The 23,295-nt window shown below is 64.7% G+C and carries 22 protein-coding genes; 6 read left to right on the top strand and 16 right to left on the bottom strand.

Going from position 1 to position 23,295, the window contains the following annotated elements:
- Positions 1-65 precede the first annotated feature (65 nt).
- From trxA to ABGI63_RS23850, 4 genes are all read left to right on the top strand, one after another.
- Entirely contained in the window at positions 66-395 is a 330-nt protein-coding gene (gene trxA, locus ABGI63_RS23865; protein WP_137945598.1) for a thioredoxin TrxA, read from the top strand.
- A 239-nt stretch (positions 396-634) separates the two neighbouring features.
- On the top strand, positions 635-1,900 hold the full coding sequence (gene rho / locus ABGI63_RS23860; protein WP_137945597.1) for a transcription termination factor Rho: 1,266 nt from the start codon (positions 635-637) through the stop codon (positions 1,898-1,900).
- A 161-nt stretch (positions 1,901-2,061) separates the two neighbouring features.
- A complete protein-coding gene (locus tag ABGI63_RS23855) occupies positions 2,062-2,316 on the top strand; it encodes a type B 50S ribosomal protein L31 (protein WP_349745057.1) in 255 nt (84 codons plus the stop codon).
- Between the two features lie 126 nt (positions 2,317-2,442).
- Positions 2,443-4,092 (top strand): hypothetical protein, encoded by a 1,650-nt coding sequence (locus ABGI63_RS23850; protein WP_349745056.1) that lies wholly within the window; start codon positions 2,443-2,445, stop codon positions 4,090-4,092.
- 7 nt (positions 4,093-4,099) lie between these two features.
- Here the strand turns inward: ABGI63_RS23850 and phoR are convergent, their stop codons facing one another.
- From phoR to pstS, 7 genes are all read right to left on the bottom strand, one after another.
- Positions 4,100-5,461, bottom strand: coding sequence for a phosphate regulon sensor histidine kinase PhoR (gene phoR / locus ABGI63_RS23845; protein WP_349745055.1), 1,362 nt, complete (start codon positions 5,459-5,461; stop codon positions 4,100-4,102).
- A gap of 19 nt (positions 5,462-5,480) precedes the next feature.
- Entirely contained in the window at positions 5,481-6,182 is a 702-nt protein-coding gene (gene phoB / locus ABGI63_RS23840; RefSeq protein WP_262973776.1) for a phosphate regulon transcriptional regulator PhoB, read from the bottom strand.
- 24 nt (positions 6,183-6,206) lie between these two features.
- Complete coding sequence (gene phoU / locus ABGI63_RS23835; protein WP_266005048.1) at positions 6,207-6,914, bottom strand: phosphate signaling complex protein PhoU; 708 nt, start codon at positions 6,912-6,914, stop codon at positions 6,207-6,209.
- Positions 6,915-6,930: 16 nt separating this feature from the next.
- Positions 6,931-7,716, bottom strand: coding sequence for a phosphate ABC transporter ATP-binding protein PstB (pstB, locus tag ABGI63_RS23830; RefSeq protein ID WP_137945591.1), 786 nt, complete (start codon positions 7,714-7,716; stop codon positions 6,931-6,933).
- Positions 7,717-7,731: 15 nt separating this feature from the next.
- Positions 7,732-8,604, bottom strand: coding sequence for a phosphate ABC transporter permease PstA (gene pstA / locus ABGI63_RS23825; protein WP_349745054.1), 873 nt, complete (start codon positions 8,602-8,604; stop codon positions 7,732-7,734).
- A complete protein-coding gene (pstC, locus tag ABGI63_RS23820; protein ID WP_349745076.1) occupies positions 8,601-9,617 on the bottom strand; it encodes a phosphate ABC transporter permease PstC in 1,017 nt (338 codons plus the stop codon). Before pstC ends, pstA begins: the two co-directional genes overlap by 4 nt.
- Before the next feature lie 107 nt (positions 9,618-9,724).
- Complete coding sequence (gene pstS, locus ABGI63_RS23815; RefSeq protein WP_349745052.1) at positions 9,725-10,765, bottom strand: phosphate ABC transporter substrate-binding protein PstS; 1,041 nt, start codon at positions 10,763-10,765, stop codon at positions 9,725-9,727.
- Between the two features lie 208 nt (positions 10,766-10,973).
- On the opposite strand from pstS, the gene ABGI63_RS23810 reads away from it, so the two are divergent.
- Positions 10,974-11,456, top strand: a complete 483-nt coding sequence (locus ABGI63_RS23810; protein ID WP_349745051.1) for a fasciclin domain-containing protein — start codon at positions 10,974-10,976, stop codon at positions 11,454-11,456.
- 68 nt (positions 11,457-11,524) lie between these two features.
- Here ABGI63_RS23810 and glmM read toward each other — a convergent pair whose 3' ends face one another.
- The 4 genes from glmM to ABGI63_RS23790 all read right to left on the bottom strand — a co-directional run bounded on the left by glmM (position 11,525) and on the right by ABGI63_RS23790 (position 16,515).
- Positions 11,525-12,856: a phosphoglucosamine mutase gene (gene glmM, locus ABGI63_RS23805; protein WP_349745050.1), complete on the bottom strand. Its 1,332-nt coding sequence runs from the start codon at positions 12,854-12,856 to the stop codon at positions 11,525-11,527.
- Positions 12,857-12,897: 41 nt separating this feature from the next.
- Positions 12,898-13,728, bottom strand: a complete 831-nt coding sequence (gene folP / locus ABGI63_RS23800) for a dihydropteroate synthase (protein ID WP_349745049.1) — start codon at positions 13,726-13,728, stop codon at positions 12,898-12,900.
- Positions 13,729-13,798: 70 nt separating this feature from the next.
- Positions 13,799-15,706, bottom strand: coding sequence for an ATP-dependent zinc metalloprotease FtsH (gene ftsH, locus ABGI63_RS23795; RefSeq protein WP_137945584.1), 1,908 nt, complete (start codon positions 15,704-15,706; stop codon positions 13,799-13,801).
- Between the two features lie 140 nt (positions 15,707-15,846).
- Positions 15,847-16,515 (bottom strand): RlmE family RNA methyltransferase, encoded by a 669-nt coding sequence (locus ABGI63_RS23790; RefSeq protein ID WP_262973783.1) that lies wholly within the window; start codon positions 16,513-16,515, stop codon positions 15,847-15,849.
- 19 nt (positions 16,516-16,534) lie between these two features.
- On the opposite strand from ABGI63_RS23790, the gene ABGI63_RS23785 reads away from it, so the two are divergent.
- Positions 16,535-17,008 (top strand): YhbY family RNA-binding protein, encoded by a 474-nt coding sequence (locus tag ABGI63_RS23785; RefSeq protein WP_137945582.1) that lies wholly within the window; start codon positions 16,535-16,537, stop codon positions 17,006-17,008.
- Here ABGI63_RS23785 and ABGI63_RS23780 read toward each other — a convergent pair.
- From ABGI63_RS23780 to ABGI63_RS23760, 5 genes are all read right to left on the bottom strand, one after another.
- Entirely contained in the window at positions 16,999-17,418 is a 420-nt protein-coding gene (locus ABGI63_RS23780; RefSeq protein WP_349745048.1) for a DUF4149 domain-containing protein, read from the bottom strand. The genes ABGI63_RS23785 and ABGI63_RS23780 overlap by 10 nt on opposite strands.
- A 24-nt stretch (positions 17,419-17,442) precedes the next feature.
- Positions 17,443-17,919 carry a transcription elongation factor GreA gene (gene greA, locus ABGI63_RS23775; protein WP_137945580.1) on the bottom strand — a complete coding sequence of 159 codons (477 nt, stop codon included), beginning with the start codon at positions 17,917-17,919 and terminating at the stop codon, positions 17,443-17,445.
- Between the two features lie 82 nt (positions 17,920-18,001).
- On the bottom strand, positions 18,002-21,268 hold the full coding sequence (gene carB / locus ABGI63_RS23770) for a carbamoyl-phosphate synthase large subunit (protein WP_349745047.1): 3,267 nt from the start codon (positions 21,266-21,268) through the stop codon (positions 18,002-18,004).
- Positions 21,269-21,274: 6 nt separating this feature from the next.
- Positions 21,275-22,435 carry a glutamine-hydrolyzing carbamoyl-phosphate synthase small subunit gene (carA, locus tag ABGI63_RS23765; protein ID WP_349745046.1) on the bottom strand — a complete coding sequence of 387 codons (1,161 nt, stop codon included), beginning with the start codon at positions 22,433-22,435 and terminating at the stop codon, positions 21,275-21,277.
- 249 nt (positions 22,436-22,684) lie between these two features.
- On the bottom strand, positions 22,685-23,089 hold the full coding sequence (locus ABGI63_RS23760; RefSeq protein WP_137945577.1) for a GlcG/HbpS family heme-binding protein: 405 nt from the start codon (positions 23,087-23,089) through the stop codon (positions 22,685-22,687).
- Positions 23,090-23,295: the final 206 nt, after the last annotated feature.

Raw genomic sequence — 23,295 nt, 5'->3', positions numbered from 1 at the left:
CTTTGTGTCAGAATCATTGTGCCTCTGATGCCGCCTACGCGAAGTCGGCCAGCCAAGGACAACCCATGAGCAGCGAACTGATCAAACATATTTCCGACGCGTCTTTTGAAGCCGACGTGATCCAAGCCGACAAACCCGTGCTGGTGGATTACTGGGCCGAGTGGTGCGGCCCTTGCAAGATGATTGCGCCCATCCTCGACGAGGTCTCGACCTCCTACCAGGAGCGCCTGCAGGTCGCCAAGATGAATGTGGACGAGAACCGCGAGGTGCCGGCCAAGTTCGGCATCCGCGGCATCCCGACCCTGATGCTGTTCAAGGGTGGCCAGCTGGCCGCCACCAAGGTTGGCGCTTTGTCCAAGGCCCAGTTGACGGCCTTCCTGGACGCTAACCTATAATGATTCCAACCTGTTCGGCGCGGCCGGTGTTCCAAACGCACCGACCGCACTGAACAGCAGACTGCCAACACGCCCGACCTGACCAGGTTCTGGCGCGTGGACTCGGCGCCCAAGCTCCCGCGTATTTCTTTCGTCTCGTTCATGCACCGATGCTGTCGGGCTTGAATGCAGTGCTTGCCGCCGAAGTATTTGTCCGTGGCCCTTGGCAGGGCCTGGGACGACTCTCAGGGTATTCACCCATGCACCTTTCAGAACTGAAAGCGCTTCACGTCTCCGAGCTCATCAAGATGGGCGAGGAGCTGGAAATCGACAACGTCGCTCGGCTGCGCAAGCAGGAGCTGATGTTTGCCATCATGAAAAAGCGCGCCAAGGCCGGAGAGCAAGTCTTCGGTGACGGCGTGCTGGAAGTGCTGCCCGATGGCTTCGGCTTCCTGCGCTCGATCGAGGCCAGCTATATGGCGTCGACCGACGACATCTATCTGAGCCCCAGCCAGATCCGGCGCTTCAATCTCCACACCGGCGACATGATCGAAGGCGAGGTACGCGTGCCCAAGGATGGCGAGCGCTACTTTGCCCTGGTCAAGGTCGACCGCGTCAACGACGCGACGCCCGAGGAGAGCAAGCACAAGATCATGTTCGAGAACTTGACGCCGCTATTCCCGCGCGAGCAGTTCAAGCTCGAGCGCGACGGCGTCAAGAGCGAAGAGAACATCACCGGCCGCATCATCGACCTGATCGCGCCGATCGGCAAAGGCCAGCGCGCGCTGCTGGTGGCCCAGCCCAAGACCGGCAAGACCGTGATGATGCAGCAGCTGGCGCATGCGCTGGTGGCCAATCACCCCGACTGCCATCTGATCGTGCTGCTGGTCGACGAGCGTCCGGAAGAAGTGACCGAGATGCTGCGCACCGTGCGTGGCGAGGTGATCTCCTCGACCTTCGATGAGCCGGCCGCCCGCCACGTGCAGGTCGCCGAAATGGTGATCGAGCGGGCCAAGCGCCTGGTCGAGATGAAGAAGGACGTGATCATCCTGCTGGACTCGATCACCCGCCTGGCGCGCGCCTACAACAATGTCCTGCCTTCGTCGGGCAAGGTGCTGACCGGCGGCGTGGACGCCAACGCCCTGCAGCGCCCCAAGCGCTTCTTCGGCGCGGCCCGCAAGATCGAGGAAGGCGGCTCGCTGACCATCATCGGCACGGCCCTGGTGGAAACCGGCAGCCGCATGGACGAGGTGATCTACGAAGAATTCAAGGGCACCGGCAACTGCGAAATCCATCTGGATCGCCGCATGGCCGAGAAGCGCGTCTACCCGTCCATCCTGATCAACAAGTCCGGCACCCGCCGCGAAGAACTGCTGCTCAAGCCCGAGATCCTGCAAAAGAGCTGGATCCTGCGCAAGCTGCTCTACCCGATGGACGAGATCGAAGCGATGGAGTTCATCCTCGACAAGATGAAGTCCACCAAGAACAACCTCGACTTCTTCGACATGATGCGTCGAGGCGGTTAAAGAGCTCGGTTCTGCAGGACTTCATGGCACCGCTTTGGCGGTGCGCGAACGCCACCTTCGGGTGGCGTTCCTACTTCAGGCTATAATCCGCGTTTTTCCGCTGTCGGAAAGTGCGTCGCATGGTGTGGCGTGGCTACCGGCACTGCAGCGAGAGGTCTCTCATGAAAGACGGCATTCACCCCAACTACCGCGAAGTTGCGTTCCTGGACCAATCCAACGGTTTCCAGTTCATCACGCGCTCGACCGTGCAGACCAAGGACTCCGTGACCCTGGAAGACGGCCGCACGCTGCCCCTGGTCAAGCTGGAAACCACCAGCGAGTCGCACCCCTTCTACACCGGCCAGCAAAAGAGCATCGACAATCTGGGCGGTCGCGTCGAGAAGTTCCGCAACAAGTTTGCGCAGTTCAAGAAGTAAAGACTTCGCCGCTTGCGCGGCGGTCCAGCAAAAGGCAGCCCAGGCTGCCTTTTTTCATGGCGCCGGAAGAACCCAGGTTCTGCGGCATGATGCGCACCGAGACAAACCCGTAGAAGAATCCCGCGCGTGAACCTGCCCAACCCCGCCATCGTGGCCGAACGCGGCGCCCAGCGGCTGCCGCGCCTGGCCCTGCTGCTGTTCTGTGCCGCCTATGTGATTCCCGGCTTGTTCGGCCGCGACCCCTGGCGCAATGCCGACATGACGACCTTCGGCTTCATGGCCAGCATCGCGCAAGGCCATGCCCCCTGGTGGCAGCCGGCGATCGCCGGCATTCCGGCCGAGGGCGGTCTGCTGCCCTACTGGGTAGGCGCCGCCTTCATCAAGGCCCTGCCCTGGCTGGATCCAGCACTGGCCGCGCGCCTGCCCTTCGGCCTGGCCCTGGTGGCCGTGCTGGTGCTGGTCTGGTACACGACCTTCCATCTGGCCCGCACCGATGCGGCCCAGCCGGTGGCCTTCGCCTTTGGTGGCGAGGCCCATGCGATCGATTACGCGCGCGCGCTGGCCGATGGCGCGCTGCTGGCCCTGGTGGCCTCGCTGGGCCTGCTGCTGCTGGGCCATGAAACGACGTCCGAGCTGATGCAGCTGCTGGCTTGCAGCCTGTTCATCTACGGCCTGGCGGCTGCGCCCTACCGCGAGACCAAGGCCCGCATTGCCGTGCTGCTGGCCCTGCCACTGCTGGCCGCCAGCGGTGCGCCGGCGATGGCCCTGGCACTGGGAGCCGGTGGCGCCTGGCTGGTACGCCGCTCCAGCTACGAGCAGGTGCGGCGCCTGCTGCCCTGGCTGCTGGTCGCGGTGGCCCTGGGCGCGCTGAGCGCCTGGGAGTTCCGTGGCTGGGCCTGGCGCGTCGCGGTGGACGGCCATGCCAAGGACCCGCTGCGTTTCATCAGCCAGTTGGCCTGGTTCTGCTGGCCGGCCTGGCCGATGGCGCTGTGGACGCTGTGGCGCTGGCGGCGCCATTGGCAGCATCGGCATGTCAGCGTGCCGCTGCTGGGCGTGCTGGTGCCGCTGATCACCAGCCTGCTGATGAATGGTTCGGACCGCGCGCTGCTGCTGGCACTGCCGGCGCTGGCAGTGCTGGCCAGCTTTGCGCTGCCGACCCTGCGGCGCAGCGTCGCGGCGGCGATGGACTGGTTCTCGGTGTTCTTCTTCAGCGCCGGCGCGCTTTTCGTGTGGGCCTACTACGCCTCGATGCAGGCCGGCTGGCCGACTCAGCCGCTGGCCAATATCCGCAAGCTGGCGCAGGGCTTCGAGCCCAGCTTCCATCCGCTGGCGCTGGCCGTGGCCCTGCTCGGCACGGCAGCCTGGATCGCGCTGGTGCGCTGGCGCACGGCCCGCCACCAGCATGCGCTATGGAAAAGCCTGGTGCTGCCGGCCGGTGGCGTGGCCCTGCTGTGGCTGCTGGCGATGAGCTTGTGGCTGCCGCTGCTGGACTATGCGCGCAGCAATCGTGCACTGATCGAGCGACTGCGCAGCCAGTTGCCGGCCGAGTTCAACTGCCTGGCGGCACCAGGCCAGCCGATGTCGTTGCTGGCCTCGCTCGAATTTCAGGGCGGCTGGATGGTCGAGGCGCGCCGGCCGCTGGCACAGAGCAGCTGCCAGTACGCGCTGCTTCAAAACGACACCCAGGCAACGCTGCCCGAGGGTTGGAGCCTGGTCGGCACCGTGCGCCGCCCGACCGATCGGGTGCAGCACTACCTGGTGTTGCGCCGGCTCTGACACATCCTCAGGCCTGGGCGCGCGGCATCGCCGCCTCGACGCCCACCTCGGCCTCGCCACCGGCCACCCGCACCCGCACGGCCGGCAGCACCAGGCGAAACTTCGAGCCCTTGCCGGGTTCACTCTGGATGTGCAGCTCGCCGCCATGGCGCTGCGCCACATGCTTGACGATGGACAGGCCCAGGCCGGTGCCGCCGGTCTCGCGCGAGCGGCTGCCGTCGACACGGTAGAAGCGCTCGGTCAGGCGCGGCAGATGCTCGCGCGCGATGCCCGGACCGGTGTCACAGACGCTCAGCTCGCCGCTGCCATCGGCCTGCAGGCGCCAGACCACATCGATGGCGCCGCCGTCCGGCGTGTAGCGCACCGCATTGGTCACCAGATTGGCGGCCGCGCTGAGCAGCTCGGGCTCGACGCCGGCCACATCGGCATGGGTCTCGGTCTGCACGCTGATCTGGTGCCGGCCCGAGGACAGTGCCTGCGCATCCGACGCGACGCGGTTCAGCAGGCCGTCCAGGCTGACCCAGCGGTCCGGCGCGGGGCGCGGGCTGCCTTCCAGCTGGGCCAGGGTCAGCAGGTCGCTGACCAGGGTTAGCATGCGCTGGGTCTGCTGGCCCATCAGGAAGAGCACGCGCTTGCGCTCGGCCTCGGTCAGCGGCAGCGAGCTCATGGTCTCGATGAAACCGGTCAGCACCGTCAGCGGCGTGCGGATCTCGTGCGAGACATTGGCGACGAAGTCGCGCCGCATGCTCTCGGCGCGCTCGCGCTCGGTGACATCCTGCGACAGCACCAGCCGCATGCCCTCGCCATAGGAGCGCACCACCACCGAAAGATTGCCGGCACCGCGGGTGTTGCCCAGCATCAGCGGCTCGGCGTACTGACCCGACTGCAGATAGCTGACAAAAGCCGGTGAGCGCACCAGATTCGTGATGCGCTGCTGCAGATCGCGCTGCGGATCGAGCGCGAAGTGGTCGGCCGCTACCTTGTTGCACCACTGGATATGGTCATGCCGGTCCAGCATCAGCACGCCATTGGGCGAGGCCTCGATGGCCGACAGGAACTGCGAGAGCTGCAGACGCTCGCGATCGATGACGCGCTCGCGCTCGCGCACCGCACGTTCGATGCGATAGCCGAGCTCGCCCCAGAAACCGGTGTCACGCGGCGCGGCGCCCTGCTGGTTGCCGCGCAGCCACTGGATCAGCCGATGGCCGCGCAGCGAGTCGACCAGCACCAGCACCAGCACCGCGCTGCCCGCACCCAGGACCTCCCCCAGAAATGGCGCCTGTGACCAGCGCCCCACCCACACACCGACCAAGGCTCCCAGAGCCACGGCCAGGGTGGCCAATGCAATACGCGGCAGCAGCCAGTTCACTGAAACTCCAGTTCCTGGCTCAGGCGGACAGCGCGCTGGCCTGTTGCGTCAGCCGGTAGCCCGCACCGCGCACCGTCTCTATCATGCGTGCGCAGTGCACGCGCTCCAGCGCTTCACGCAGGCGCTTGACATGCACGTCCACGGTGCGCTCCTCGATGAAGACATGATCGCCCCAGACCCGGTCCAGCAGCTGCGAGCGGCTGTGCACGCGCTCGGGATGGGTCATGAAGAAGTGCAGCAGGCGGAACTCGGTCGGGCCCAGCTTGACCTCGACACCTTCGCGGCTGACACGGCGCGTGCCCGGATCCAGGCTCAGGCCGCTGATCTCGACCACCGAATCCAGCGCCTCGGGCGCCTTACGGCGCAGCACCGCACGGATGCGCGCCAGCAGCTCATTGGTCGAGAAAGGCTTGGTCAGATAGTCATCGGCGCCGGCATCCAGCCCCGAGACCTTGTCGGTCTCCTCGGCCCGCGCGGTCAGCATGATGATGGGCAGCTCCTTGGTGCGCACCGCACCGCGCCACAGCCGCGCCAGCGCCAGGCCCGACTGACCCGGCAGCATCCAGTCCAGCACCACCAGGTCTGGCAACACCCGATCCACCTCCAGCTGCGCCTGATCGGCACTGCCGGCGATCGTCACATCGAATCCGGCATGACGCAGATTGATCGAGATCAGCTCGGCAATCGCCGATTCGTCTTCCACCACCAGGATACGGCTCATATTGTTTTCCTTCTGCTCGGGGTCTCAGCGCACCATGGTCTCAACCGCCTCGGGCGTGTTGTGACGTACATCGGTGCCCTTGACCACATAGATGATGACCTCGGCCAGGTTCTTGGCATGGTCGCCGACGCGCTCGATCGCCTTGGCGACGAAGACCATGTCGATCGAGGTGGAGATGGTGCGCGGGTCTTCCATCATGTAGGTGATCAGCTTGCGCAGCAGGCCATCGAACTCCTTGTCGATCTGGTCGTCCTGCTTCAGCACCTCGAGCGCACGCTCGACATCCAGACGCGCGAAGGCATCCAGCGCCTTGCGCAGCAGGGCCACGGCCAGATCGGCCTCGAAGGCCAGGTCCGACATCGGCAGGCGCAGCCGGCTCGAGACGCCGGAGTTGATCAGGCGCTGCACCGTGCGGGCAATGCGCGCGGCCTCGTCACCGACGCGCTCCAGATTGGCGATGGTCTTGGAAATCGCGATCAGCAGGCGCAGATCGCGGGCCGTGGGCTGACGGCGCGCGATGATGCTGGACAGATCGCGGTCGATCTCCACCTCCATCGCGTTGACGCGCTCCTCGGTCTGCAGCACGACGCTGGCGATCTCGCCGCTGAAGGAGGTCAGCGCGTTGACCGCCTGCGCCACCTGGGCCTCGACCAGACCGCCCATTTCCAGCACGCGGGTCGAGATGCCGCTCAGCTCGGCATCGAATTGGGTTGAGAGATGCTTGTCGCTCATGGTGTGTCTCCCTGGCTCAGCCGAAGCGGCCGGTGATGTAGTCTTCGGTGTCCTTGCGCTTGGGCTTCATGAACAGCTCGGCCGTCGGGCCGAACTCGATCAGGTCGCCCAGGTACATATAGGCCGTGTAGTCCGAGCAGCGCGCGGCCTGCTGCATGTTGTGGGTCACGATAGCCACCGTGTAGTCGCTCTTCAGCTCGTGGATCAGTTCCTCGATCTTGCCGGTCGAGATCGGGTCCAGCGCCGAGCAGGGCTCGTCGAGCAGCAGCACCTCGGGCTTGATCGCGATGCCGCGGGCGATGCACAGACGCTGCTGCTGGCCGCCGGAGAGGCCCGAGCCGCTCTGGTTGAGCTTGTCCTTGACCTCGTTCCACAGCGCGGCCTTCTTCAGCGCCCATTCGACCCGCTCGTCCATCTCGACCCGCGGCAGCGTCTCGAACAGGCGCACGCCGAAGGCGATGTTGTCGTAGATCGACATCGGGAACGGCGTCGGCTTCTGGAACACCATGCCGATCTTGGCGCGCACCAGCGAGACATCGTCGCGGCTGGTCAGGATGTCATTGCCGTCCAGCAGGATCTGGCCCTCGGCGCGCTGCTCGGGATAGAGCTCGAACATGCGGTTCAGCGTGCGCAGCAGGGTGGACTTGCCGCAGCCCGAGGGGCCGATGAAGGCGGTGACCTTCTTCTCCGGAATGTCCAGATTGATGTTCTTTAGGGCATGGAAGTTGCCGTAGTAGAAGTTCAGGTTCTTGACCGAGAGCTTGGCCCGCTCGGTGATGGGCATGTCGACTTTTGCGTCCATGGTGGTTAAGCCCTCTTAATGCTTGTTCTTGAAGAGCACGCGCGCCAGGATATTCAGCAGCAGCACGCCAATGGTGATGATGAACACGCCCGCCCAGGCCAGCTTCTGCCAGTTCTCGTAGGGGCTCATCGCGAATTTGAAGATCGTGACCGGCAAGCTGGCCATCGGCGCACTCAGGTCCGAGGTCCAGAACTGATTCGACAGCGCGGTGAACAGCAGCGGCGCGGTCTCTCCCGAAATGCGGGCCAGGGCCAGCAGGATGCCGGTCAGCACGCCGGCGCGGGCCGACTTCAGGGTCACCGACATGATGACCTTCCACTTCGGCGTGCCCAGCGCATAGGCCGCCTCGCGCAAGGCATTCGGGATCAGGCTCAACATGTTCTCGGTGGTGCGTATCACGACCGGGATCACGATCAGCGCCAGCGCCAGGATGCCGGCAAAGCCCGAGAAGCTCTTCATCTTGGCGACCACGACTGCGTAGATGAACAGGCCGACGACGATGGACGGCGCCGACAACAGGATGTCGTTGATGAAACGCACGGTGCTGCCCAGCCAGGTCTTCTGGCCGTACTCGGCCAGGTAGACGCCGGCCAGCACGCCGACCGGCGTGCCGATCAAGGTGGCCAGACCCACCATCACGGCCGAGCCGAAGATGGCATTGGCCAGGCCGCCGGTCTCGGCCTGCGGCGGCGGGGTCATCTCGGTGAAGGTGGCCAGCGCCAGGCCGCCGATGCCCAGACGCACGGTCTCGAACAGAATCCACAGCAGCCAGAACAGGCCGAAGGCCATCGCGGCCAGCGACAGGGTCAGCGCGATCGCGTTGACCCGCTTGCGCTTGGCATGCATGGCCAGGCGCTTGGCATCCAATACGGTGGTGCTGACACTCATGAGCGCGCTCCCTCGTTCTTCTTCAGTTGCGACAACAGCACCTTGGAGCAGGCCAGCACCACGAAGGTGATGAAGAACAGCACCAGGCCCAGATAGATCAGCGAAGCCTGATGCAGGCCCTCGCCGGCCTCGGCGAACTCATTGGCCAGCGCCGAGGTGATGCTGTTGGCCGCCTCGAACACCGACAGCGAGTTCAGCTGGTTCATATTGCCGATCACGAAGGTGATGGCCATGGTCTCTCCGAGCGCGCGGCCCAGGCCCAGCATGATGCCGCCGACCACGCCGGTCTTGGTATAGGGCAGCACCACCTTCCAGACCACCTCCCAGGTGGTGGCGCCCAGGCCGTAGGCGCTTTCCTTCAGCATCGGCGGCGTGACCTCGAACACGTCGCGCATCACCGAGGCGATGAAGGGAATGATCATGATGGCCAGGATGATGCCGGCCGACAGGATGCCGATGCCCACCGGCGGGCCCGACACCAGCGCGCCCAGGAAGGGCACACCGGTCAGCAGGGCCTGCAGCGGCTGCTGCACATAGGTGGCCAGGATGGGGCCGAACACCAGCAGGCCCCACATGCCGTAGACGATGGACGGCACGGCGGCCAAGAGCTCGACCGCGACGCCCAGCGGCCGGCGCAGCCAGTTGGGCGAGAGCTCGGTCAGGAACAGCGCGATGCCGAAGCTCACCGGCACCGCGATCAGCAGCGCGATGAAGGAGGTCATCAGCGTGCCGTAAATCATCACCAGGCCGCCGAACTTTTCCTGGACAGGATCCCACTCGCTGGTCCACAGAAAGCCCAGGCCGAACTCCTGGATGGCCGGGGCCGCGCCGATCAGCAGCGAGACGATGATGCCCACCAGCAGGGCCAGCGTCAGCCAGGCGGCGCTGTGCGCGAGCAGCGAAAACACGGTGTCGGCCCAGGGCGCGACACGGCGACGCGGCGGCGGGCTGCCCTGCGGCTGGACCCGCTCTGCCGGACGATCACCGGACTCGAAGTTGTTGGCTGGGAGTATTGCGGCCACGGGGCCTCCTGGGAATCAGGCGTTGAAAAGTCGGCGGCAGATTCGACAACAGCCCGACAGCGTTGACTGCCGGGCCGTTGCGACTGATCAATTCAGAATCACTTGTAAGCGATGGCCTTGCCCGAAGCGTCCTTCAGGTTGTCGGCCCACTGCTTGCGGATCAGATCCTTGACGCTGGCGGGCAGCGGCACGTAGTCCAGGTCTTCGGCCATCTTGTCGCCGCTGCCGAAGGCCCAGTCGAAGAACTTCAGCGAAGCGGTGGCGCTGGCGGGCTTGTCCTGGTTCTTGTGCATCAGGATGAAGGTGGCGCCGGTGATGGGCCAGCTGTCCTTGCCGGGCTGCTCGGTCAGCACCTGATAGAAGCTCTTGGTCCATTCAGCGCCGGCAGCCGCCGCCTTGAAGGCGCTGTCATCCGGATTGACATAGGCGCCGGACTGATTCTTCAGCTGCACATGCGACATCTTGTTCTGCTTGGCGTAGGCGTACTCGACATAGCCGATCGAGTTGGGCAGACGGGTCACGAAGGCCGACACGCCCTCATTGCCCTTGCCGCCGGCACCGGTCGGCCAGTTCACGGCCGTGCCCTCGCCCACCTTGCTCTTCCACTCGGCATTGACCTTGGACAGGTAGTTGGTGAACAGGAAGCTGGTACCCGATCCGTCGGCGCGACGCACCACGGCGATGGCCGCGTCCGGCAGCGCAACGCCGGGATTCAGCGCGGCGATGGTCGCGTCGTTCCACTTGGTGATCTTGCCCAGATAGATGTCGCCCAGCAGCTGGCCGGTCATCTTGATTTGGCCCGGGGTGATGCCCTTGATATTGACCACCGGCACGACGCCGCCGATCACGGTGGGGAACTGGATCATGCCGTCCTTGGCCAGCTCATCGTCCTTCAGCGGCGCGTCGGAGGCACCGAAGTCCACCGTCTTGGCCTTGATCTGGCGAATGCCGGCGCCCGAGCCGACCGACTGGTAATTGATGCGCGCACCGATCGCCTTGTTGTAGGCATCGGCCCATTTGGCATAGACCGGTGCAGGGAAGGATGCACCGGCACCGGTCACGTCCTGGGCCATGGCCAGCGGGGCCAATGTTGCAGCGGCCACAAAAACAAGACCCTTGCTCAAATGTACGAAGTTCATGAGTTACCTATCGCAGTGCTTGGTTGACGATGGGTGCCATCCTATGACTTGAATGTGACGGGTCAGTGACAGCAGCAGGCGCTCGTGAAGTCTCTCCAGACCCGCACAAGGCGTCAACGCCATTGTCACAATCAATTCACCCGTCTGTCACATACCCTGCCTACAGTCCGTGCCGCTGGGCCTGATGCCCTGGACCGGAGACCTCGAGATGAACAAACCCACCCAATTCCTGGCCCTGGCCGCCCTGGCACTGGGCCTGAGCGCCTGCGCCACCGCACCGGCGCCGGCGCCGCTGGCCGATACGCTGGGCCGCGATCCGCAGCTGAGCACCTTCAACCGCCTGGTCGACCAGGCCGGCCTGCGCGACAGCCTGCGCGCCAGCGGCCCGCTGACCGTGTTCGCGCCCAGCGACGAGGCCTTCAAGGCCGTCCCGGCCAAGACCCTGGAGGCGCTGGCCCAGGACAACGCCCAGCTCAAGGCCGTGCTGAGCTATCACATCCTGAGCAGCCAGCTGAGCGCCGCCGAGATCAAGCCCGGCAATGTCAAGACCTTGCAAGGCGCCAATGTGGCCCTGTCCAAGGCCGGCGATTTCGTCACCGTCGAAGATGCGATGGTGCAGCGCTCCGACATCAAGGCCACCAACGGCGTGGCCCATGTGATCGATCGCGTGCTGATGCCGCCGAAGAAGTAAGCAACGGCCATCCCACAAGAAAGCCCCCGCAGCCTGCGCTGCGGGGGCTTTTGCGCATCCGGGGCGGATCAGAGCTTGACGGCGTCCACCAGGCGCTGCGCGCATTGCTGGGCCAGCTGCGCATCGCTGGCCTCGACCATCACGCGCAGCAGCGGCTCGGTACCCGAAGCCCGGATCAGCACCCGGCCGCGCGCCCCCAGATCGGCCGTCACCTCAGCCTGTTCCTGGGCCAGGCGGGCATTGCTCTTCCAGTCCTGACCAGGCTGCAAGCGGACATTGATCAAGGTCTGCGGGAACAGCTCGACACCGGCCAGCAGCTCGGCCAGGCTGCAGCCGCTGCGGCTGACCGCCTGCAGCACCAGCAAGGCGCTGACAATGCCGTCGCCGGTCGTGTGCTTGTCCAGCGCCAGCAGATGACCCGAGCCCTCGCCACCGAGCTGCCAGCCACGCGCGGCCAACTCCTCCATCACATAGCGATCCCCGACCTTGGCGCGCACAAAGTCGACATCGCGCGCCTTCAAGGCCAGCTCAACCGCCATATTGGTCATCAAGGTACCGACGGCACCGGGCACCCGCAAGCCCTGGCTGAGCCGGTCGGCCACCATCACATAGAGCAGCTCGTCACCGTTGTAGAGCCGGCCCTGGGCATCGACCAGTTGGAGGCGGTCGGCATCGCCGTCAAGCGCGACCCCGTAGTGCGCGCCATGCTCCTTGACCGCCTTGACCAGGGCGGCCGGCGCGGTGGCGCCGAAACCGGCATTGATATTGAAGCCGTCGGGGCTGCAGCCGATCGAGATGACCTCGGCGCCGAGTTCGTGGAACACATCGGGCGCGACGTGATAGGCCGCACCATGGGCCGCATCGACGACGATCTTCAGGCCGCGCAGCGACAGGTCGGGACCGAAGCTGTTCTTGCAGAACTCGATATAGCGGCCGCGCGCATCCTGCAGCCGCCGTGCCCGGCCCAGATTGGCCGAGTCGACCCAGGATGGCGCTTCCTCCAGCGCCTGCTCGACCGCCAGCTCCCAGGCATCGGGCAGTTTCTCGCCCTTGGACGAGAAGAACTTGATGCCGTTGTCCGAGAAGGGGTTGTGCGAGGCGCTGATCACCACGCCCAGCTGCTGGCGCAGCGCACGAGTCAAATAGGCCACGCCGGGCGTCGGCAACGGCCCGGTCAGCCAGACATCGACACCGGCCGAGGCAAAACCCGCTTCGAGCGAGGATTCCAGCATATAGCCCGAGATCCGCGTGTCCTTGCCGATCAGCACGCTGGGGCGCGCCGTCTCCTTGCGCAAGACCCGGCCCACCGCATGGCCCAGGCGCAGCATGAAGTCGGGCGTGATCGGCGACTGGCCCACGGTGCCGCGGATGCCATCGGTTCCAAAATACATACGGCTCATTGGGAGCATCTCCTGGAATTCTTAGTGGGCGCTATTGTCGTTCAGGCCGGGCCCTGGGCCGCAGCCCAGACCTTCAAGGCGTCGCTGGTGGCCGCGACATCGTGCACACGCAGAACGCGTGCACCACGGGCGACGGCCACCAGGGCCGCCGCCACACTGGCCGGTACGCGCTCGTCGACCGCCCGGCCGGTGACCTTGCCCAGGGCCGCCTTGCGCGACCAGCCGACCAGCAGCGGATAGCCCAGATCAAGCAGCCGGGCCTGATCGCGCAGCAGCTCGAAGTTCTGCTCTGCGGTCTTGGCAAAGCCATAGCCCGGATCCAGGCAGATGCGCGCCGCCGCGATGCCGGCATCGCTCGCCGCCCGCGCCCGTGCCGCCAGAAAGGCCAGCACCTCGCCCGCCAGGTCCTGGTAATCGGTCAGGCCCTGCATCGTGCTGGGCTCCCCGCGCATATGCATCAGGCAGACACCGGTCCGGGCTTGCGCGGCCAGCAGGACCAAGGCCCCCGGCGCCTGCAAGGCCTGGATATCGTTGACGATGTCCACCCCCAGATCCGTCGCGCGGCGCATCACCTCGGTCTTGCACGTATCGACCGAGACCGGCAGCCCCAGGCTCAGCGCCGCTTTAAGCACCTGCTCGATGCGCGCCCATTCATCCAACGGCGCGAGGCTCTGAGAGCCGGGCCGGGTCGACTCGCCGCCGATATCGAGAATGTCCGCCCCTTCTTTCACCAAGCGCTCGCAGTGCGCGATCGCGCTGCGCGTCTCGCCATGCTGGCCGCCATCGGAAAAGGAATCGGGCGTGACATTGACGATGCCCATCACACGGGGGCGGCTCAGGTCGATCGCGTAGCGGGTGGTCTGCCAAAGCATGGAAAAGCACTCTTCGGAATTGAAAACGGGGCCGTCTTTGCAGACGGCCCCGCTGGACATGAGTCGAAAATCAGGCCGCTGCCGGCGCGCTATCGGCGTTGACGGCCGGGGGCGTGCCATCCGGCTTGTTGCCGCCGGACGGCGGTGTCCAATCCTTGGGCGGGCGCGGTGGCTTGCCGCCCATGATGTCCTCGATCTGGTCCGCGTCAATGGTTTCCCATTCCAGCAGCGCCTTGGCCATCGCGTGCATCTTGTCGGTGTTGTCCTCGATCAGCTTGCGGGCAATCGTGTACTGCTCGTCAATGATGCGGCGTATCACCGAGTCGACCTTGCGCATGGTCTCTTCGGACATGCTGGTGGTCTTGGTCACCGAGCGACCGAGGAAAACCTCGCCCTCGTTCTCGGCATAGACCATCGGGCCGAGCTCGTCGGTCATGCCGTAGCGGGTCACCATATCGCGGGCAATCGCGGTGGCGCGCTCGAAGTCGTTCGACGCACCGGTGGTCATCTGGTTCATGAACACCTCTTCGGCGATACGGCCACCGAACAGCACCGAGATGGTCGAGAGCATGCGCTCCTTGTCCATGCTGTAGCGGTCGCCTTCGGGCAGCTGCATCGTCACGCCCAGCGCACGGCCACGCGGGATCACCGTGACCTTGTGCACCGGATCGGTCTTGGGCATCAGGCGGGCGACCAGGGCATGGCCGGCCTCGTGATAGGCGGTGTTCTTGCGCTCTTCCTCGGGCATGACCATGGACTTGCGCTCGGGGCCCATCATGATCTTGTCCTTGGCCTTCTCGAAGTCGACCATCTCGACCACGCGACCACTGCGGCGCGCGGCGAACAGGGCCGCCTCGTTGACCAGATTGGCCAGATCGGCACCGGAGAAGCCGGGCGTGCCGCGGGCCAGGATGTCGGCGCGGATGTCCTGGCCGACCGGCACCTTGCGCATATGCACGTTCAGGATCTGCTCACGGCCACGCACATCCGGCAGAGTCACATAGACCTGGCGGTCGAAACGCCCCGGGCGCAGCAGCGCGGGGTCCAGGATGTCCGGACGGTTGGTCGCGGCCATCACGATGACGCCAAGATTGGTCTCGAAGCCGTCCATCTCGACCAGCATCTGGTTCAGCGTCTGCTCGCGCTCGTCATTGCCGCCACCCAGGCCGGCACCACGGTGGCGACCGACCGCGTCGATTTCGTCGACGAAGATGATGCAGGGGGCGCTCTTCTTGGCCTGCTCGAACATATCGCGCACGCGGGCCGCGCCGACGCCGACGAACATCTCGACGAAGTCGGAACCCGAGATCGAGAAGAACGGCACCTTGGCCTCGCCGGCAATGGCCTTGGCCAGCAAGGTCTTGCCGGTGCCCGGAGGGCCGACCAGCAACACGCCGCGCGGGATGCGACCGCCGAGCTTCTGGAATTTTTGCGGATCCTTCAGGAAGTCGACCAGCTCCTTGACCTCTTCCTTGGCCTCGTCACAACCGGCGACGTCGGCGAAGGTGGTGGAGTTGTTGGCCTCGTCCAGCATGCGGGCCTTGCTCTTGCCGAAGCTGAACGCCCCGCCCTTGCCGCCCCCCTGCATCTGGCGCATGAAGTAGACCCAGACGCCGATCAGCAACAGCATCGGGCCCCAGCTGACCAGCAGGCTCATCAGCAGCGACGGTTCCTCGCGCTGCTTGACATCGAACTTGACACCGTTGTTGATCAGGTCGCCCACCAGACCGCGGTCCAGATAGGTGGCATTGCTGCGCAGGCGCTTATCGTCATTGGTGATGGCGATGATCTCGGTTCCGCCACTGCCTTCTTGCAGGGTGACCTGCTTGACTCGCTTGGCGCGCACTTCCTCCAGGAAGTCGGAGTAACCGATCTGGTTGCCCTGAGCCGCGCCCCGATCAAACTGCTTGAAGACGGTGAACAGCACCAGGGCGATCACCATCCAAACAGCTACCTTCGAGAACCACTGATTGTTCACCGCGACTCCTTAATTCCAAACACGCTGAGTCGCACCAACGACGACTCTTGCACGGCATATGGGGTTGATTCTATTGCAGTCAAGCCCTGCACTTGATTGGCTTTCCCATGCAGGGCGATAGAGATTGCCAAGCCTGCCACTTATTTCAGACCGATACCGATCAGAAAAGTCTCGGACGAGCGGTCACGCGAGGCCTTGGGCTTGAGGGTCTTGACCTTTTTGAAGCCCTTCTTGAACGCGTCCAGAAGCTGGTTGTAACCGCTGCCATGGAAGACCTTAGCCACCAACGCGCCCTCGGGCTTCAAATGCTGCTGCGCGAAATCGATGGCCAACTCGACCAGACCGGCCACACGCGCCGAATCCACGCCCTCGATGCCGGACAGATTGGGTGCCATGTCCGAGACCACAAGATCGACCGGCCGTCCGGCCAGCGCGGCCTCCAGCTGCTGGAGCACCGCCTCTTCCTGAAAGTCGCCCTGGATGAAGTGCACGCCCTCGATGGGCTCGAAGTCCAGCAGATCCAGCGCAATGATGGTGCCGTTGAGCGCCCCCACCGCCGCACCGCCGACACCCGCCTCCTTGGGTGCGAAGCGTCGACGCAGGTACTGGCTCCAGGCACCGGGCGAGGCCCCCAGATCGACAACCACCTGACCCGGGTGGATCAGCTTGAGCTCTTCGTCGATCTCCTTGAGCTTGTAGGCCGCACGGGCCCGGAATCCGTCCTTCTGCGCCAGCTTCACATAGGGGTCATTGATATGCCCATGCAGCCACGCCTTATTGACCTTTTTACTTTTTGTCTGAATTTTCATCTTGCACCGATAATAGGGTATGCCCGCAATTCAACTGACTCCTGCCCAGCGCAAGGAAAAACGCTCCGAAGCCCATCACCTGGACCCCGTGGTCATGATAGGGGGCGACGGCCTGACGCCCGCCGTCACCAAGGAAGTGGACCACGCCCTGAAGGCCCATGGCCTGATCAAGGTGCGCGTGTTCTCTGACGACCGTGCCGGCCGCGAGGGCATGCTGCAGATCCTCGCCAACGAACTCGACGCCGCGCCGATCCAGCACATCGGCAAGCTGCTGGTGCTGTGGCGCCCGATTCCCGAGAAGGAGCAGGCCGAGCGCAGCGATGGCCGCCCCGGCCCGCGCGTCGTCAAGATCGTCAAATTCTCGAAGAGCGGCAACCACCGCCCCCAGGTCAAGAAGCTGCAAGTGCTGGGCAATCAGCGCGTCGCCCAAGGTGGCGAGATCAAGCGCGCCAAGCGGCGCATCACCAGCGTCAAGAAACTGGTTCAGGACTGAGGCGGACCGGGCTCCTTGCTGGCGCGCCAGGCCAAGACCAGCACCAGCAGGGTCTTGGCCCCATAAAAGCCGAACGACACGGCGTGCAGCGTCATGAATGACCAGCCGCCCTGCCCGGCTCGCGCCGCCGCCATCAGCGGCTGCAGCCCGAAGTAGCCGGCCACCGTGCAGAACAAGGCACCGGCCGGCAACAGCATCGCGACCGAAAACACCGGGTCGCCGCCATCCCGCCCCAGGCGCCGCTCCATCATCATCAGCAGCAGACCCGCCGCCAGGCTGATATAGGCCTCCAGCGCAAACAGCCGCCCGACCACCACGCCTGCCTGTGAGCGCTCCAGCACCGCGAAGGCGCTGGGAGCCGCCACGAAGGCGATGCAAAGCAAAAGACCGCCCCAGAGGGCGGCCAGCACGGCTCGACTGCGGTACAGCACGACTCAGACGTAGCGGACTTCAACAATCTCGTAGCGCTTGACACCGCCAGGCGCCTGCACCTCGGCGACATCGCCGGCTTCCTTGCCGATCAGGGCACGGGCGATCGGCGAGCTGATCGAGATCTTGCCGATCTTCAGGTCGGCCTCGTCATCGCCGACGATCTGGTAGGTGACCTCGGCACCGCTGGCTTCTTCCTCCAGATCGACCGTCGTGCCGAACACGATGCGGCCGCCGGCATCGACACCGGCCGGGTCGATGATCTGCGCCGCCGCCAGCTTGCTTTCGATTTCGAGGATGCGGCCTTCGATGAAGCCCTGCTTGTCCTTGGCCGCCTCGTACTCGGCGTTCTCGGACAGATCGCCCTGCGCACGGGCTTCGGCAATGGCCTGGATCACGGCGTGCCGCTCGACCGATTTGAGTCGATGCAGTTCTTCCTTGAGCTTTTCAGCGCCGTAGACGGTCAAAGGGACAGTGGCCATATTCAACAAACCTTGAAAACAAAATGAAGCCGCCGCCGCTCAGGAAGCCCTGAGGCGCGGCGGCGGTATCTGGGAGAGAAGTTTAGACCAGTTCGGCGTGCAGCTCTTGCAGGGATTGCACCAGCAGACCGTCCTGGTGCTTCATGCCCTCGACCGCAGCCTCGCAGCCGGCCATGGTCGTGTAGTAGGTCACGCGATTGGCCAGCGCCGACTGGCGGATATAGCGGCTGTCGGCAATGGCGGTGCGGGTCTCATCCACGGTCGTGAAGACCAGCTGGATCTCGCCGCCCTTGACCATGTCGACGATATGGGGCCGACCGTCCTTGACTTTGTTAACCGCACGCACCGGCACGCCGGCCTCGGCAATCGCCGCCGCCGTGCCCTTGGTCGCCACGACACCGAAGCCCAGCGCATGCAGGTCCTTGGCCACCGCCACGGCGCGGGCCTTGTCGCTGTTCTTCACCGTGATCAGCACGTTGCCCTGGCGCGGCAGGCGCGAACCGGCGCCAAGCTGGCTCTTCAGCATCGCTTCGCCAAAGGTACGGGCCGCGCCCATCACTTCGCCGGTCGAGCGCATTTCCGGGCTCAGGATCGGATCGACGCCGGGGAACTTGTTGAAGGGGAAAACCGCTTCCTTGACGCTGAAGTAAGGCGGAATCACTTCGGCCGGCACACGGCCCAGGCGGTCCTTCTGGTCCTTCAGCTTCTGGCCCGCCATGCAGCGCGCGGCGATCTTGGCCAGTTGCTGGCCGGTCGCCTTGCTGACGAAGGGCACGGTGCGCGAGGCGCGCGGATTCACTTCCAGCACATAGACGGTGGCCTGGTCCAGGCCGCCGGTCACATCGCCCTGGATCGCGAACTGCACATTCATCAGGCCGACCACCTTCAGCGCCTTGGCCATCGCTGCGGTCTGGCGACGCAATTCGTCCTGGATCTCCGCCGACAGCGTGTAGGGCGGCAGCGAGCACGCCGAGTCGCCGCTGTGGATGCCGGCCGCCTCGATGTGCTCCATGATGCCGCCGATCATCACATCGGTGCCGTCGCTGATGCAGTCAGCATCGACCTCAACCGCATCCTCCAGGAAGCGATCCAGCAGCACCGGCGACTTGTCGGAGACACGCACCGCTTCGCGCATATAGCGCTCCAGGTCCTTGTCGCCGTGCACGATCTCCATCGCGCGGCCGCCCAGCACATAGCTCGGACGCACCACCAGCGGGTAGCCGATCTCGTTGGCCAGGGCCACGGCCTGCTCTTCGGTGCGCGCGGTGCGGTTCGGCGGCTGCTTCAGGCCCAGCTCGTGCAATAGCTTCTGGAAGCGCTCGCGGTCCTCGGCGATGTCGATCGAGTCCGGCGTCGTGCCGATGATGGGCACGCCGGCGCGTTCCAGGTCCAGCGCCAGCTTCAGCGGCGTCTGGCCACCGTACTGCACGATCACGCCGACCGGCTTTTCCAGCGCGACGATTTCCAGCACGTCTTCCAGGGTCACCGGCTCGAAGTAGAGGCGATCCGAGGTGTCGTAGTCGGTCGAGACGGTCTCGGGATTGCAGTTGACCATGATGGTCTCGTAGCCGTCCTCGCGCATCGCCAAGGCCGCATGGACGCAGCAGTAGTCGAACTCGATGCCCTGGCCGATACGGTTCGGGCCACCGCCCAGCACCATGATCTTCTTCTTGCTGGTCGGCTCGGCCTCGCACTCTTCCTCATAGGTCGAGTACATATAGGCGGTCTGCGTCGCGAACTCGGCGGCGCAGGTGTCCACGCGCTTGTAGACCGGGCGCACGCCTTGCGCGTGGCGCGCGGCGCGGACCTCGTGCTGGTTCGTGCCCAGCAGCTTGGCCAGGCGCTTGTCCGAGAAGCCCTTCTTCTTCAGCAGGCGCAGCTCGTCGGTCGACAGCGAGGCCAGCGCGCGGCCGGCCAGCGACAGCTCGATCTTCACCAGCTGTTCGATCTGGGCCAGGAACCAGGGGTCGATGGCCGTCTCTTCGAACACCTCCTGCATGCTCATGCCGATGCGGAAGGCATCGGCCACGAACAGGATGCGCTCGGGGCCGGGCTCGCCGATCTCCTGCACGATCTCTTCGCGATCGGTCGAGCGCTCGCTCAGGCCGTCAATGCCGGTTTCCAGGCCACGCAAGGCCTTCTGGAACGACTCCTGGAAGGTGCGACCCATCGCCATCACCTCGCCGACCGACTTCATCTGCGTGGTCAGGCGCGAATCCGCCATCGGGAACTTCTCGAAGGCGAAGCGCGGGATCTTGGTGACGACATAGTCGATGCTGGGCTCGAAGGACGCGGGCGTGACGCCGCCGGTGATGTCGTTCTTCAGCTCGTCCAGGGTGTAGCCCACGGCCAGCTTGGCGGCGATCTTGGCGATCGGGAAGCCGGTGGCCTTGGACGCCAGCGCCGAGGAACGCGACACGCGCGGGTTCATCTCGATCACGGTCATGCGGCCGTTCTTCGGATTGATCGAGAACTGCACATTGGACCCACCGGTGTCGACGCCGATCTCGCGCAGGATCGCGATCGAGGCATTGCGCAGCAGCTGGTATTCCTTGTCGGTCAGGGTCTGGGCCGGGGCGACCGTGATCGAGTCGCCGGTATGCACGCCCATCGGATCCAGGTTCTCGATCGCGCAGACGATGATGCAGTTGTCCTTGCTGTCGCGGACCACCTCCATCTCGTACTCTTTCCAGCCGATCAGCGACTCTTCGATCAGCAGCTCATTGGTCGGCGACAGATCCAGACCGCGCTTGCAGATCTCTTCGAATTCTTCCGGGTTGTAGGCGATGCCACCACCGGTACCGCCCAGCGTGAAGCTGGGGCGGATGACCATAGGGAAGCCGGTGCCGCCGATCTCGGCCGTGATGCGCTTCTGGACGGCCAGCGCTTCTTCCATCGAGTGGGCGATGCCGGACTTCGCGGAATCGAGACCGATCTTGGTCATCGCATCCTTGAACTTCAGGCGGTCCTCGGCCTTCTCGATCGCCTTTTCATTGGCACCGATCATCTCGACGTTGTACTTGGCCAGCACGCCGTGCTTGTGCAGGTCCAGCGCGCAGTTCAGCGCGGTCTGGCCGCCCATGGTCGGCAGCACCGCGTCGGGGCGCTCCTTGGCGATGATCTTCTCGACCACCTGCCAGGTGATGGGCTCGATATAGGTGACGTCGGCCGTGTCCGGGTCCGTCATGATGGTGGCCGGGTTGCTGTTGACGAGGATGACCTTGTAACCCTCCTCGCGCAGCGCCTTGCAGGCCTGGGCGCCCGAGTAATCGAACTCGCAGGCCTGGCCGATGATGATCGGGCCGGCGCCGATGATCAGGATGCTTTTGATGTCAGTACGTTTTGCCATGATCAATCAAGCCTTCGCCATCAGACCGATGAAGCGATCAAAGAGATAGGAAATGTCGTGCGGGCCGGGGCTCGCCTCCGGGTGCCCCTGGAAGCAGAAGGCCGGCTTGTCGGTGCGAGCCAGGCCTTGCAAGGTGCCGTCGAACAGGCTGATATGCGTCGCGCGCAGATTCGCCGGCAGCGAGTCGGCCTCGACCGCGAAGCCATGATTCTGGCTGGTGATCGAGACGCGGCCGTTATCCAGATCCTTGACCGGGTGGTTGGCGCCGTGGTGGCCGAATTTCATCTTGAAAGTCTTCGCACCGCTGGCCAGGGCCATGATCTGGTGACCCAGGCAGATGCCGAAGGTCGGGATGCCCGACTCGATCAGCTCGGCCGCGGCCTTGATCGCGTAGTCGCAGGGCTGCGGATCGCCAGGGCCGTTGGACAGGAAGATGCCGTCCGGCTCCAGGTCGAACACCGCGCTGGCGGGGGTCTGCGCCGGAACGACGGTGATCTTGCAGCCGCGCGAAGCCAGCATGCGCAGGATATTGCTCTTGACGCCGAAATCGTAGGCGACGACATGAAAGCGCGGCTGCGTCAGCTCGCCATAACCCGTGCCCAGCCTCCACTCGGTCTGGGTCCAGCTGTGCGACTCGCTCGCGGTGACGACCTTGGCCAGATCGAGGCCGGCCATGCTGGGCGCGGCCTGGGCCAGACGCACAGCCTCGGCGATCAGCGCCTCGGTGATCGCCTCACCGGCGGCCAGCGCCATGATGCAGCCGTTCTGTGCGCCTGTCGTGCGCAGATGGCGGGTCAGGCGTCGGGTGTCGATGTCGGCAATCGCCACCGTGCCTTCGTCGCGCAGGTATTGCACGAGGCTGCGGGTCTTGCGGAAATTGGAGTCCAGGACGGGCGGCTCCTTGATGATCAGGCCTGCGGCATGGACCTTCGACGCCTCGACATCCTCATCATTGACGCCGTAGTTGCCGATATGCGGATACGTCAGGGTGACGATCTGCCGGCAATAGCTGGGGTCGGTGAGGATTTCTTGATAGCCGGTGAGCGCGGTGTTGAACACCACTTCGCCGACCGTATGACCGGCTGCGCCGATCGAGGAGCCTTTGAAGACCGTACCGTCTGCCAGGGCAAGGATCGCTTTGGGGGAGGAGAGCAGATCGGGCAGCACGGGGAACTCCGTTTATTGTGCGCACGCCCAGCTCGGCTCCATCACGCTGATGAGCTTGAGTCCGGTTGAGGAAACTGAGGAGTTTCGCTAGGGTAGCGGTAGGTTGCGGGTAAACCTGCTGAGTATAACCGACCAGGGTTATCACGGAGGCAAAGCCTTGCGCTTTGACACGAAGTTGACAACGAAACCGGTGGACAAAAGCAAACAAGCCCCGGCGGGCCGGGGCTTGCGCATCGGTCTCGGCGCGTATCAGCCCAGCGCGGCGATGCCGGCACGCGCGATCTGCGCGTCTTCGGTCGATTTCACACCGCTGACGCCGACGGCGCCGATATGGAAACCGTCGACCACGATGGGCACGCCACCCTCCAGCAGGCCGTTCAGGCCCGGCGCGCTCAGGAAGGACATGCGACCCTGGTTGATCATGTCCTCGTAGACCTTGGATTCACGACGCCCCAAGGCCGCCGTGTGGGCCTTGGCCGGCGCGATCTGGGCCGAAATGGCGGCTGCGCCATCAAGACGCTGCAACCACAGCAGATGGCCACCATCATCGACGATGGCAATCGTGACGGCCCAGTTATGGCTGACGGCCTCCGCTTCGGCGGCGGCGGCGATGCGCTTGACCTCGTCAAGGCTCAGAAAGGGTTTTTGCTTCATGGTGTTGAAATCCTGGCTAAGAGCCGCACTTTAGCGTCAGCGGCCTGCGGTATTGCTGCGCGGGAATGCAAAACTACCTGCCGCCCTGGTGCAAGCCCTGCCCCGGCATGGCTGCGCAGTCAGCCTGTGCTGACTAGAATAATTGCAAAGAAGAACTGGTCTCTCAACCGACATTTCCCTGGAGGACTGTGATGAACGACAGCATG

This window comes from Roseateles cavernae (assembly GCF_040187885.1).
Taxonomy (GTDB): Bacteria; Pseudomonadota; Gammaproteobacteria; order Burkholderiales; family Burkholderiaceae_C; genus Roseateles_E; species Roseateles_E cavernae.
Note: the sequence above shows the minus strand (reverse complement) of the source record. Positions and strands in the feature narration are given on the sequence as shown.